9 protein-coding genes are annotated in these 13,599 nt (G+C 44.4%); 2 read left to right on the plus strand and 7 right to left on the minus strand.

The features are described from left to right. Positions 1 to 282 precede the first annotated feature (282 nt). Positions 283 to 888 carry a hypothetical protein gene (locus C4F40_RS06025; RefSeq protein WP_196938449.1) on the plus strand — a complete coding sequence of 202 codons (606 nt, stop codon included), beginning with the start codon at positions 283 to 285 and terminating at the stop codon, positions 886 to 888. 42 nt (positions 889 to 930) lie between these two features. Then, entirely contained in the window at positions 931 to 1,308 is a 378-nt protein-coding gene (locus C4F40_RS06030; protein ID WP_196938450.1) for a (deoxy)nucleoside triphosphate pyrophosphohydrolase, read from the plus strand. 159 nt (positions 1,309 to 1,467) lie between these two features. Here the strand turns inward: C4F40_RS06030 and C4F40_RS06035 are convergent, their stop codons facing one another. The 7 genes from C4F40_RS06035 to C4F40_RS06065 all read right to left on the minus strand — a co-directional run bounded on the left by C4F40_RS06035 (position 1,468) and on the right by C4F40_RS06065 (position 13,575). Then, positions 1,468 to 2,565, minus strand: coding sequence for a Fic family protein (locus tag C4F40_RS06035; RefSeq protein ID WP_196938451.1), 1,098 nt, complete (start codon positions 2,563 to 2,565; stop codon positions 1,468 to 1,470). Positions 2,566 to 3,063: 498 nt separating this feature from the next. Next, positions 3,064 to 3,927, minus strand: a complete 864-nt coding sequence (locus C4F40_RS06040) for an alpha/beta hydrolase (protein WP_196938452.1) — start codon at positions 3,925 to 3,927, stop codon at positions 3,064 to 3,066. 23 nt (positions 3,928 to 3,950) lie between these two features. Further along, positions 3,951 to 6,728 carry a family 78 glycoside hydrolase catalytic domain gene (locus C4F40_RS06045; protein ID WP_196938453.1) on the minus strand — a complete coding sequence of 926 codons (2,778 nt, stop codon included), beginning with the start codon at positions 6,726 to 6,728 and terminating at the stop codon, positions 3,951 to 3,953. Positions 6,729 to 6,744: 16 nt separating this feature from the next. After that, positions 6,745 to 9,030 carry a family 20 glycosylhydrolase gene (locus C4F40_RS06050; protein WP_196938454.1) on the minus strand — a complete coding sequence of 762 codons (2,286 nt, stop codon included), beginning with the start codon at positions 9,028 to 9,030 and terminating at the stop codon, positions 6,745 to 6,747. A 59-nt stretch (positions 9,031 to 9,089) separates the two neighbouring features. Continuing rightward, positions 9,090 to 10,565 (minus strand): phosphodiester glycosidase family protein, encoded by a 1,476-nt coding sequence (locus C4F40_RS06055; protein WP_196938455.1) that lies wholly within the window; start codon positions 10,563 to 10,565, stop codon positions 9,090 to 9,092. Between the two features lie 35 nt (positions 10,566 to 10,600). After that, a complete protein-coding gene (locus C4F40_RS06060; RefSeq protein ID WP_196938456.1) occupies positions 10,601 to 12,388 on the minus strand; it encodes a DUF4998 domain-containing protein in 1,788 nt (595 codons plus the stop codon). Positions 12,389 to 12,441: 53 nt separating this feature from the next. Then, on the minus strand, positions 12,442 to 13,575 hold the full coding sequence (locus tag C4F40_RS06065) for a DUF4998 domain-containing protein (RefSeq protein ID WP_196938457.1): 1,134 nt from the start codon (positions 13,573 to 13,575) through the stop codon (positions 12,442 to 12,444). Positions 13,576 to 13,599 lie beyond the last annotated feature (24 nt).

Below are 13,599 nucleotides of genomic sequence, written 5' to 3' on the forward strand. Positions count from 1 at the left end.
GCCATACTCGCGTACGGCATACTTCAATTTATTGAAGTCCATTGTTTTAGCCTTGAGCAAAGCATTTTTCAAAACCATATCCCGATCCTCTGCAAGACTATCAAGATGATTAACCAAATCAACCAAAAGAAATTCGCGTGTAGCTTTTAGAAACTCCTGAAGCTCCCCGCTTCAGGAGTTTTTTTATAAGGATTGCCTGCCATAGTTTTGAATAATGGACCTTTATTCTTAAATTGAAATTTTAACCCCAGATTAATTATCGTATAAACCAGTTTGACGAAAATGAGAGAATCCCTATTGGCCGAAAAAGTAAGACAATTCGAAGATAGTTTTAAAAAACAGTTAAACATATTTGAAGAAAGAGAGCAAATCAGAATAAATGAAGAACGCGAGATAGAACAACAGCAAGAAGCCTTCAAGAAGAAATTCGAATCGTCTATATTGGCAGACATACAAAAACTGCATAAGAAGATTGAGCAGCAAATCGCTTCTCCCTATCTGAAGATATTATTTCAATGGCACGGTAATATGGCGGATTTTTGTTCAGATGAATATTTAGGAGATGAGATACCAGCCTATATTTTTTATGCCATAGACGGTAAGCAGGAGAACGATGATGATATATTTTGTTATAGCGAATTTCTGTTCTTTGCTGGGGATATGGAGACACGCTCCCTTTTAGTCTATAAGTGCAACCAACAGAGAGTACAGTTTGTCCATAATGTAGACCTTGAAAAGGACAGAATTCTGCTTGCTGAATATAAACTTGAAAATTACGACTTGGATGCAATCAAATCATTGGTATACGACTACCTAATAGCCGAATTAGCACATAAAGAAAAGAATTACGAAGTCTGGGATCCGTATGACAACGATGACTGGAACTAAAAGATCTTGATAAAGTTCATATTTTCACTATTTTGCCACTACATGTTACACGTTACCTGCGCTATCATCAAACAAGACAATACGATTTTAATCTGCCAACGTTCTGCGAAGATGAAGCTGCCGCTGAAATGGGAGTTTCCTGGCGGCAAGATCGAGCAGGGCGAAAGCAAAGAAGAATGCCTGATGCGCGAGATCAAAGAAGAGCTCGGTATTGATGTAACCTTGGGTCGAGAGCTGAGTATGGTGGAGTACCATTATCCGGAATTCGCAATCTGCCTCTACCCTTTTGAATGTACATTATCCGGAGGCGAGCCGCATCCGACCGAACATGCAAAAGCCATATGGGTGGATTGTAATGAGCTATTAAATTACGACTGGGCGGCAGCTGATTTACCGATCGTGCAAGCACTGATGCAGTAATAAATGTTAAGTTTTTGTTAATTCTTCCAGGTGCTGTAATATTCTGCCAGATCCTGTCGTTTATATAGTATTCATAATTTAGGTTAATAATTGGTTAGTTAGAAAATCCTGAAGCTCCCCGCTTCAGGATTTTTTTATACCCGTATTGAAACCTTGTTATTAGCAAATTAACTCGTACCGTACAGATCGGCCTAATCCTATAGTTCTAAACACACCTAACTCGTTTAAATGCTGTAAATCACGAGTTGCAGTTGCCTTTGACGTCTTGGTAATCGCAATGTACTTCTTAGCAGTCATCCCTCCCTTAAAACCATCAACACCACTTTCAAGCATACGATTGATAGCTTTAAATTCTCGTTCGTTAAGCTTATCCTTAAAGCGATCAAAAAACTTTGCTTTATTTACCGCAAATTCTACAATATGTTTCGCTTCGATTTGTGCATCCAATATAACTTGAGTAAAATAAATAATCCAATCTGTGATCTCTAAGCTAGATTGTGCACGCTTTAATGCGTCGTAATATTGCTGCTTGTTTTTTTCGATCACCTTTGAAATAGACAACAGTAGAGGAATTTGCAACGTATTGGAAAGAGCATATTCAGCCAAAGCACGTCCAATTCGTCCATTACCATCTTCAAAGGGATGTATACTCTCAAAGTATAAATGTGTGATGGCTGATTTGACCAGCGCCTTCGTGACATGATCCTTTGCCGGTATAGCTTGCTCTTGAAACCAACTGACAAACATATTCATTTGAATCGAAACGTCTGATGAAGGAGGGGATTCATAATGAACAATTTCTTTGCCGTAGGCCCCCGAAATTACCTGCATAGGTTCCGTGCCTTCACGCCATTTCCCTGCACTCACCTTCGGAAATGCATTCATTAAACTGGAGTGCCAATCCAAAATCATCTGTACGGTCAGATCTTTATTATAAGACTGTCTTACAAAAGTCATTAGCTCCGCTATACCCGCCACGCGTTTGTCGCGGACAATAGTACTATCTTCCAGCCCCAAATTTCTTTTGATAGAAGACATTACCTCTTCGCGACTCATGTATTCACCTTCAATTTCGGAAGTTTTAATTGCTTCTGCTATGAGGATCTCTAAAAGGGTCTCTATCTTCAGATTGTCGTCTAAAACCGAAACTATTCCATTTATCTCGCCCATTTCTTGTGCAAATTTTACAGAAATAGGCGGCAATTCTGTTAACGAATAGATGAAATTCGGCCAATCTTGGTATTGCCAAATGTACATAATGAGCCAATTAAAATTGTTAATCACCTCAAATATACAAAAAACATGAGCCGATTAACAAAAATAATCGGCTCATCCCAAAATCTATCTATGTCGCCTGTGATTGTATACCACATGTTTGTTGTATAGCTAAGTAGCTGTAATATCACAGTACTCGGCGTCGTTTATAGGGTAATGAATTACATGTAAAAACTATAAAAAGATAAAGAAAGCATAAATTATATGTAATTGCATATAGAACAAGAACTCCTGAAACTCCCCACTTCAGGATTTTTTTAGTTTAAACCACATTGTTCTATTTATTACATAACGGATTTTTCCAGATATGCTTTCAAATCCTCATCCTGCATATGAATAACATCATTCGCTACATAGAAAAAAATATATTCATCAATGAATCGAGCTTTCGCGGCATGTAATCACCATCTTTATCAAAGAGCTTATCATTGAGTGACTCCGTTGAGACATTCACCGTTCCAAAAGTTCATAAACAAGTAATTATTGCTGACTGACCCAGGCTAAACAAATCGCGAACCAATCCTTAAAAGCGGGATAGCTGAGATAACCATGTTCCCCTCTACTGTAGAGGTGTAGGTCGGCTGGTACACCATTTTTTCTTAGGGCCTCATAAAATAAGGTCGCATTGGATACCGGTACGAGGCTGTCATCGGCCGCATGTGTCAAGAATGTCGGAGGGGTATGTGGCGTCACGCGGCCTTCATTGGAAAACTGCTCTAGGTGCTTTTTATAATCAGCGGCGCTCTCGGGCCCGATTAGGCTATTTCTTGACCCAACATTCGTGATCCCGTCTTTAAAACTAATCACAGGATAGACCAATACCATAAAGTTCGGACGCAGGCTGGTGTTCTTTTTATTTTCTATATAGGACTGATCAAAGTGAGTCCCTGCGGTAGATGCGAGGTGACCTCCTGCAGAAAAGCCCATAATGCCAATTTTGCTCGGATCGACTCCCCATTTTTCTGCATTTTCCCGAACGGTCTTAATGGCTTGCTGTGCGTCTTGCAGTGGTCCCTTCCACTTGTCAATCATCGTCTTGCTGTCTGGTAGACGGTATTTCAAGACAAATGCGGTAATACCTGCTGCGTTGTAAGCCTTCGCTACATCCGTTCCTTCCCTGTCGCTTACCAGACCTTGGTACCCCCCACCGGGACAGACGATCACAGCGATACCGCTTGCTGTGCCCGGAGACGGCAAAAAAACAGTAAGGGTTGGCGCGCTTTGTTCGACATTTGTCGCATTGGGGACTTTCCCCGCATACAAGGGCATTTCCTCTTGGCTAAAAACACTGCTCCCCTCGACCAGGAATAGCAGTGTCATGATATAGGTGGATACTTTTGGCATGATTTCAAAGATAAACTTAAATATTAAAAACTATATACTCCAGATCCCACTTCGTAAACAGCATATCCGACCTCAGACCGTAGGAATTTAATATCTTTATCTGCTTTGTCAAGCATTTCCCCTTTGACCGAAAAACCATTCCCTCGAAGAGGCAACCATATTTCGGCACGGCAATTTGCCGGGATCTGTACGTCTAGTTTGAAACTGTTGTCTTCAATTTTCCAGCTGCTGCTAATGTTGCCGCGAACCGATTGGTAACTTCCTTTTGCCCAGGTGAGATCTCCTGCGGGCTGTGGCTTGATGATGATCTTTTGAAACGCTGCCCCGGCAGAATTTATGCCCAATAAAGAACGGTAGTACCATTCTACGATGGATCCAAACATGGGGTGATTCTGAGAATAGGTATTGTCTGAATAAGCCCATGTTTCCCATAGGGTGGTAGCGCCATTTGCGACCATATGTCCCCATCCCGGAAAGTCGCGCTGATTGGCAATACGGTAGGCCATTTCATTTTGATCTTGCCTTCTGAGCACATCAAACATCATCTTGGTTGCAAAAATTCCTGTCGATAGATGCCAGTCCTTGTTTGCAAATGCTTCCTCGAGCTTCGTAAAAACTTTCGGTTGCTGTTTTGTGTCAGGCATATCGTAATAGAGCGCAAAGATTTGGGCAGACTGCGTTCCGTTGTCGTATTTTCCGGTCGTATCCGCGGCATACTTTTGATTGACAGCTGCCTTAATTGTTTCAGCGAGCTCTTTATAATTTGCCGCATCGCTGGATTTGCCCAATATTTCGGCAAATTCGGCAATCAATATGGCGTGATGGTAATAGAACAAAGCGGCAGTTAGGGCATCGGGTTTCGGACCGAGTGCTTCGTGGTCGCCGATGTCTTTATAAAAAAGATAGTCCGTGGTCTGGGTTTTCAAAAAATCCATCTGACGGCGGAAGGCGGGATAACCTTCTTCAATCACTTGCTTATCACCATAAAAATCATACAATTGCTTCAACATAAAGGGATAAGCGAGTTGCCATCCCAAAGGACCTGTTCCACCGCCCTGACCGTGATCGGCTATCCCTACATAGGGCGCCGTCTCTGTAAAACCACCATTGGCACGCTGATCATTCCTAAAATCCTGTATGGCTTTCTTATAGAAATTTGCCATATCGTAGTTATAGATAAAGGTTTCGGCCGTACCCACGATGTCGCCGCCATAGCCCAACTTTTCGCGGGCAGGGCAATCCGACTGTACGCTGAACACATTGCTCAAAAACGTCCACTGGGCAATACCGTTGATTTTATTAAACAACGCATTAGAACAGCTAAATGTTCCATTTTGCTCGAGATCTGCATTCATCCTCAACCCTTCTACAGCATCTAGCGTAGGTGTACCCGGCCAGCCGGTAACCTCTACATAACGGAAGCTGTGAAATGTAAAGCGTGGCGACCATACTTCTACCCCTGATCCTTTAAGGGTGTAGCTGTCCTCCTGCCACGCGATGTGTGGTGCGCCGGGACCTCCATTGCCTCGTTTTATTTGTCCGGTGACGGCCGTCATAAAATTAAGCGAACCGTCTTTGTATACGTCTTCCCCATACTTCAGGGTAATCTGCTTTCCTGCAGGGCCCTGCACCTTTATTCGCGCGACACCTGCAAAATTCTGTCCCATATCGAATACAAAGGTTCCAGGTTTTACTTCTTTAACGCCTATGGGTTGCAGTACTTTTGTTATTCTGACGGGAGGCTGCATCTGAACCGATAGCTTGCCTGTTGGACCTGTAGTCAAGACGGCTTTTTTCCAGCCGGTCAGTGTTTGTGCAGGACTGTTGGTATTCCAGTTGGCGACTTCTTTGGTCGCATCATAATGTTCCCCGAGATAGACACTGTTGCGGATGATAGGTCCTGGTGCTGTCATCCAGCTTTCATCGGTGATGATCTTTTCTGTGGTGCCATCTGTATAGGTGATGTGAATTTCGGCCTTCAAACATGGTCTGCCGGTTTCTTGTGCCTGCCGGATGTCGTGTGCGCCAAATAACCTCAAGGGTAATGGATTGTAAAACCCATTGCCTAGCATAACGCCCGTAGTATTGTTTCCTTTGCGGATGAGCGGGGTGACATCGTATACACTATATAATGCTTGCTTTGCTCTAGAAGTCCAGCCCGGATCGAGCACATGATCGCCCACTTTCTCCCCATTGATATAGGCTTCATAATAACCATGCCCGCTGATGTACAAACGTGCAGAGGCCGGCTTTTTACTGGCCTGGAATTGCTTCCTGAACAGGGGTGACGGATCTTCTTGGTAAAAGTCCTCATCCTTTTCAAACTGTGGGCTTCCATCTCCGATCCATTGCGCTGTCCAATCGCCCTGGTTCAACATCGCGGTTTCAAACCAGACCGGCTTACTCCAGGGTGAAGATACGCCATCCTGATTGTAAACTCTTATCCGCCAGTAATAGCGCTTAAACGATTTCAGTGGCTTTCCCGCATAGGTGACATGAAGACTTTGATCCGAGTTAATTTTGCCCGGTTGCCACATGTTGCCCTTGCCCGATTTGGCATCCTTCAAATTATCGCTCACCAGAATCTCATAGGCTTGCTGCATCTGATTTCTGGCAGATGCTGCCAGTGTCCAACTAAAGCGCGGTGTAGCGGTTTCAAGTCCTAGTGGATTCGGGATATACTCGCAGCTGAGTATGCCCGGTTGTAGCGTTAAAGTGTTTTTTTGTGATTCTGCTGAAGCGGAAAACAGACTCGCTGTGGCCAGAAGCAATACGGCCGTGACTTTAAAAAATAGGTTCATTAAACTGTCTTAAAATTTATCTACTAAAATATAACTTGTCGAGGGCAATTTCCTGTCTTTTATTGTTGTTCAACTGTGAAAAGACTTTTAATACATAGGCTTCACCGGCGTCAAAGTATTCGATTCTTATTTTATGAAAACCTTTGGCCAAAGGGACTGCTCCACTCCTCTCGATCGCACCGTGTCTGAAATCATTATTGATGACGAGCTCGTTGTCAATAAACAGTTTCATACCGTCATCTGCTAGCGCAGATAGGGTGTACACGCCAGCGGTATCCACATGCAGATAGCCGTTATATACCACGCCAAAAACGTCGTGCTTATCTTTGAAGGGTTTCAGGTTTAGGTTTTTGGCTACACCCTCCCCGACAACTTTACTGGATTTCAACTGATCGACCGTATCAAAGGCACCGCTATACAATTTGTACTGGAGACCTTGCTCTGGACGAGTTACGGTACTGGCCGCTAGTGGAAGACGATTGTGGAAGACTGTTGTCGTCACCAGACTTCTCCGACCTTTCTCTGTGATCACAATTGTTTTGATCTCTCTTTTTTCATTGACTGGTACAAAGAAAGAAATAGGCTGGGTATACTTAAAATCCAAGTCGCCAGGTGTCAGACCATTTACCGTATAATAGATTTCTGATCCGGGTACGGGTTTGTGGAGTTCGAAGACAAAGTGTTCACCGATCATCACGGTATCGATCGCTCTGAACGCTTCGGGAACCCTAAAATTAATACCTCTTTTTTCTAGTCTCCTCAAGTGGACAGGGAGGGTGTGGTTTGAAAATGCCGTATAGTCTTTGCGGTCAAGATTGGTCCATCCGATTTCGGACAAAGCAAAAAGTCTTGGAAAAAGCATATACTGCAATTTTGCAGGGCTGCCGATCCACTCGGTCCAGACATTGGCTTGCACGCCGAGGATATATCGATGCTTTTCAGCAGGCAATTCTTGTGGGATCGGGTCATAGTGGTAGGCCGCATGTAAGGGGGCATGTCCGCCGATATTATAAGGCTCCTGAGGGGATCTACTTTGGGCAAAATCCAGATACAGGCCTTTTGTCTGTGGGACCATGATCACATCGTGATTCATATTGGCTCCAGCTATTCCGCCTTCCTCGTTTCTCCAGCTCATCAGTGTGGCATCCGGCGCCAATCCGCCTTCTAATATTTCATCCCATCCGATGATCCGTTTGCCTTTTGTATGCAGGAATTTCTCTATCCTTTTTATAAAATAACTCTGCAGGCCGTGTACGTCTTTTAAATCGTGCTCCTGCATGAGTTGTTGTGTGATCGGTGATTCTTGCCAAGGTGTTTTATTGGCTTCGTCTCCTCCAATGTGAATATACGGCCCGGGGAATAGGCTGGCTACCTCGGTGAATACATCTTCCAGAAAATTAAAAGTTTGCTCTGTGGGGGCGTAAATGATATTGTAAGACCCAGGATCTGCGGATTTAGCAGGCTGCAGTAGCTTATACTCGGGATAGGCACGCAGCGCCGCATAGGAGTGCGCAGGTATATCGATTTCTGGTATGACGGTGATGAACCTTTCGGCCGCATATTGGACAATTTCCCGAATTTGATCTTGTGTGTAAAAGCCGCCATAAGGTACCGTGTCCAGCAGTTCTCTTCTGCCGAAAATGACTTGGTCTTTTCTGAATGCACCTACAGAGGTGAGCTTAGGGTATTTTTTGATCTCTATACGCCAGCCCTGATCATCCGTCAAGTGCCAGTGAAACCGGTTGAGTCTATAAGCGGCCATCAGATCGATGACCGTTTTGACCTCTTCAAACGGGAGAAAGTGTCGGGCGACGTCGACCATCAACCCCCGGTAGCCAAACCTCGGTTGGTCGTTGATCTGTACCGCAGGTATAGCAAAAGACTGGGTATTCTCTAGCGGAAGCAATTGGGTAAAGGTATGCACAGCATACAGTAAGCCGGCATCACGACCTCGAATGACGACACGCTGGGCATCTACAGATAGTTGGTAAGCTTCCATAGGCAGCTCTCCTTCATTTGTCGTATGTAGAATGATGGCATTCTTTAGTTTGGTGGAGGATTTTACATATTTAATGGGGCCGTCGTAGCCCAAATTTTTCGTTAAATGCGTAAGGAGGAAGTCCATCTTCTGATCCTTTTTACCCTCTACATAGATTCGGGTATCTTGGGTAAAACGAAATTCGCCCGGTGCAGCAACAATGTGATTGGGAGCGGGAATAATACGAAAGGCTGGTTGATCTGTCTGCGCTTGAGCTAGTGAGCAGATAAGAACCAGCGAAAGCAAGATCTTAATAAGTTTCATTAATTTTTTTATATGTGTTTAAAAAGCCGGGCTTAGTTGAATTTAGCCCGACTTGTCTTCTAGTTTTTGAGACTTATCCCAAGGCCGTTGGCTACGGCTCTAGGACTAGCGTCCGAATGTTTGTTGACAATGCCAAAAGCATTATTATTTTTGACGACCATGGTACTGGAACCTCCTCCATCGAGATTGATGGCTTCTTCTACGCCGATACTGAACATAATCTGCGCGAGTTCACTGTAGGTCATACCGACGGAGTGACTACTTTGTCTGCCGTCGATCACCAGTATGTAAACGACACGGTCTTTTGTGTATCCTACGACTGTTCTGGGGTGTTTTTCTACGTCTTGAAAAGGCAACATCTTACCTTGCGCGATCAACCGCACTCCCCCACCGACCAAATCTTGCATATCAGCATGGTTGGCCACGGGCAGAGACGAAAATCCACCAATGGAAGGCGTGCCATCTTTTTTTATGGCGAAATACGTGATGCCTGGATTCTTAGCGGTGTTTTTGATCACATTTCCATTGACAAAAATCGGGCCCCAAGGCACACCTGATACAGGCTCCCAGTCAAAAAAGTCGGCATTTGTCCCCGCTAAGATTGTCTCTCCGCTGTTGTGTCTAGCTTCTATCATAGCGCGTACCGTCTGTAATCCAAAATTGGTTCGATTGTTCGGCATAAGCGCCGAAATCTTTACCTTAGGATCTTTTAGGTCTGCTCGCAGAATATAGATGCTGAGTGGCTGCTTACTTCTGTTTTCAAAACGGACAGAAGCGTAGCTGACGGACTCGCTAAGTGCTGTAAACGAATGCGAGTAGACATGAGAGACCATGCCAGAACCACTGATAATCCGCCCTACCGAACTGGCATAATAGGTGGGTGGGGGAATGACCACGGTGCTGCTGGAAAATGTATCCAGCGAGGCTTTCTCCGGAAGATATCGTGTGAGATACCGTATAGCCGTATTGGACTTGTAGTCTGGCAATACGCTTTTTCTGTCCGCCTTGTCTATACGGATTTTACGTTCTTCATTGTCTACCGTGGTATAGAAGAGGTCGATACCAACTTCGGTTGTTGAGGAAGCGGCCCAATCTATGTAAGGCTCTTCGTTATAGAAAAAGCCCAGCTCTCTAACGGTCCGGTTGGATAATGTTTCGATGTACTTCTCCCCATATACCCGGGTGCTGAGTACCAATCCCGAGGTTAGGTTCCGCTCATCGGTGGTAATGATCTCAAATGTATAGTTGCCCTCCGGCAGATCCTCTATGACTTGCTCTATGGTTTTATTCCTATCTGTACCGATGTCTATTTTGATTGACTCTTGTCGCTTATTCCAGAAGACCTCGCATGCAGAGATACCTTCTGCAATCATGAAGGATAGTTTTACCTGATTTTGACCGGTTTTGATCGTTGCCCCTTTTGCATATTCTGGCAAGAGGGTCTCTACCTCTTCTTGAATTTGCTCTTTGCCACACGTTACAAACGATAATGCTACGATGAAAAGGAGCAAACCCTTTCTTATTAATGTTACCATATATTTTGTTTTTTTATCTCATTGAGATGAATTGTCTATTTTTCCCAAGCGAATTCTACTGCATTATTTTCGTTGAACAGATTGGTGATGTTTACTGTACCTTCCCATCCTTTAGACACCGCGCCGTATGCCGTTGCACTGCCAAATGCAAACCGACCCGTAACATTGGCATACGTGTTGCCGTGCAGGCGTACTTTGTCTGTGTCGATACCTAAGTTTGTTTTCAACAACGCTTTTTTTGCTGCCACTGTTCCAGAGGTCATCGTGGTACCTTGGGCAGCGGTCAACAAATGATTGAAACCTGTGGGTGAATAGCCGTCGTGGTAAAACGTGAATGCATAGGGTGCGTTGGTAAATCTATTTGAGGTAAAGGAATAATTCGTTGCGAAGTGTTCGTCGCCCGGGTTTACATCATTAAACAAAGGCATGGATATAAACTGGAAGTTGGCATTGGTCGGAAAATTGAGGTTGCGAAAGAATGTAGTGTTATTCACCACACCATAATCACACTTGTCCCTAAACCGGACAAAATCTCCGGTGCAGTCCTCCAAATGGGAGTCGACAATGCGGACATGCGTAGCACCGTAGGCATTGTATATCATGTGGGAGGCATGGTTGATCCCTATGCGGTAAAATTTGCAACGTCTATAGGTCACGTGTTCTGCTGTATAATGTGCACCTGTCGCACCGTAAACGACTCCGCGCATATCAGACCATGTACAGTCCTCAATCGTAATGTTTTTGGCAAGGCCGGGGCGGCCGGCTGTTCCCAGGATCCGCAGTACATATTGCACGTTGCCGTCACCTTTAAAGTTAAAATTCTTCACCACGATATTTTGTGTATCTCGAATCTGCATCATCACCGTTTTATTGCCCATTCCGGTCAAAGCCGTAAAGACCGTTCCTGTGCCAGAGCCTTCCAACAGTAACCTGTTTTGTGCATTTCCCATTTTGTCGATGATGAACGACTTTTCTGAATAAGCTCGGGCATAGTCACCTACGACAAATTTTACCGTCACAGAGCCTTGCGCCAGCAGAGTTTGTATACCCTGCCAGAAAGCATCATCCAAGAAATCTGCTGCATTGACGGCACGTCCACCATCTCCGGTACCTCTGCTGATCGGTGCCACGTATCGTGTATAAACAGATGTGGGTATTTCTTTTGTAATCTGTGGAATGATATTGGCCTCACGAAATAATGTATCAATAGAGCCCGGTTCTGGCACATGTAGCGATACAAACTTGATGGACGTATTTTCTTTATAATCCGGCAATGGGCTGTAAATGTCTTGTTTGTTCATTTTGACAAGATGCGTATTACCTTCTGTATCTGTGTAGGTAACATGTAGGGCCACCTCATCCTTTGAGGCAATTCCCCAATCTATATACGCGTCTTCTCCGGCCATAAACGTCATATTCTTGACTTCCCGGTTCTTGAGTGTGCTGATGTATTTGGTTCCATACACTTTACTACTTACCACCACTGTAGATGAGTCGCCTTGTGCCCCATAACTTACGATCTCAAACTTATGGCTGCCTTCTGTTAAACCTTCAATGATGGTATGTATCGAGTCACGCGAAGGCTTACTGAGGTCAATCGTTTTGGATTGTTCTCTTTTGTTCCAGTATACTTTGTACTCCTGTATGTCTTTGTTATACGCAAAGGACAATTTTGCCCGGTTATGCCCCGCACTGGCTTTGGCTCCCTGTGCATACTCCGGCAATAGCGTGGCATTTTCTTCCTGCACGTCTTCCTCCTTATTACAGGATATTACGCTCAGCATAAGCAGGATACACCCGCAGAATTTAATTATATTGTTCATGTTTTTACAATCAAATTAAGTGCGGCACCTTGCGGTACCGCACGCAATTAAACTTAATATCCAAATACCGAAAACTCGGCGAGGTGAGTAGGGGCTTCCACACCTTTTGTCGCAAAGATCCGGATGTGCCTTATTTGTGGCTGACCACTCACTTCGAATCGTTGAGTCGCATTCTGCTGTATGAGGTTGTACGTATTGTAGGTCGTCCAAGTGGTGCCGTCCATACTACCTTGGATCATGAATTCCGTGATGCCTTTTACGTTGTTTTGTCTACAGGTCAGTTCAACATAACCGACAGTAAAGGTCTGCTTCATGTCGACTGCCAACCAGTGTGGAAATGGTGTGTGTACGGTCCAAGGTGTATGCCAGAAAGTACTGATATTGTCATCAATGGCTTTTGCTGGTGTATATAGACTCGCCGTTGGATCGTCTCTTTCCTCTCTCGAGTCGGCCGTCACCGTCCATGCGGCTTTTTCAAATTTCCGCATCTTATCTACCACCTTTTCTTCATAAGGCGTATAAAACGTATCAATGGCCAATGTGTCTGGCAAATAGGCGCTTCTGATTTTAAAATTTGTGTCTTCTTTATAGTCACTGATGACAGATCTCGTCTCCGATGCATTAAACCACTTGCTGATCTCTTCACCGGCATTATTCGTATAGACCACTTCCGTAGCGTATAGACCAGATGCTCTATCCGCTGGCCCCCAAGCTATATTGACATCCTGATTGGCACCGTATTGTGCCGAAGCCACAAACCTGTTCAAAATGGAGGATTGGTAATTTGCACCATAGACCGTGCCGTTTACCTCCACTGGCACGGAAGCATTGCCTTTATCATCGTATGTCCTGATGATGAAGGAATAGATTTTTTCGGGCATATTGGTCAGGATATAGCTGATCTCCTCTCCGGTAGCGGGTATATCAAAGACGACTGAATCGGCTTTGTTGTTCCAGAAAATAGACGCTCTTTTTAAGTTAGGGTCTACGCCGCGAGGCCATGAAATCTTGATACGGTTGTCTCCTCCGTGGGCTTTGGCATCTGTAGCCTTTCCGGGATAAGTTTTACCGCCCGGTACAATAAAGTCCTTATAGGTGACATCCATCTTACGACAAGCTGTAACGGCAAGACCACATAGCAAAACTACTGCTATCAGTGTTTTGAACTTTTGAATATTCTTTTTCATCCTATGTTATTTATCGGTTAGCAT

This window comes from Sphingobacterium pedocola (genome assembly GCF_015209965.1).
GTDB lineage: Bacteria > Bacteroidota > Bacteroidia > Sphingobacteriales > Sphingobacteriaceae > Sphingobacterium > Sphingobacterium pedocola.

Bases quoted from the DNA above. Each gene is read 5' to 3' on its own strand.
- C4F40_RS06025 (WP_196938449.1), top strand. From the start codon at position 283: ATGAGAGAATCCCTATTGGCCGAAAAAGTAAGACAATTCGAAGATAGT.
- C4F40_RS06030 (WP_196938450.1), top strand. From the start codon at position 931: ATGTTACACGTTACCTGCGCTATCATCAAACAAGACAATACGATTTTA.
- C4F40_RS06035 (WP_196938451.1), bottom strand. From the start codon at position 2,565: ATGTACATTTGGCAATACCAAGATTGGCCGAATTTCATCTATTCGTTA.
- C4F40_RS06040 (WP_196938452.1), bottom strand. From the start codon at position 3,927: ATGCCAAAAGTATCCACCTATATCATGACACTGCTATTCCTGGTCGAG.
- C4F40_RS06045 (WP_196938453.1), bottom strand. From the start codon at position 6,728: ATGAACCTATTTTTTAAAGTCACGGCCGTATTGCTTCTGGCCACAGCG.
- C4F40_RS06050 (WP_196938454.1), bottom strand. From the start codon at position 9,030: ATGAAACTTATTAAGATCTTGCTTTCGCTGGTTCTTATCTGCTCACTA.
- C4F40_RS06055 (WP_196938455.1), bottom strand. From the start codon at position 10,565: ATGGTAACATTAATAAGAAAGGGTTTGCTCCTTTTCATCGTAGCATTA.
- C4F40_RS06060 (WP_196938456.1), bottom strand. From the start codon at position 12,388: ATGAACAATATAATTAAATTCTGCGGGTGTATCCTGCTTATGCTGAGC.
- C4F40_RS06065 (WP_196938457.1), bottom strand. From the start codon at position 13,575: ATGAAAAAGAATATTCAAAAGTTCAAAACACTGATAGCAGTAGTTTTG.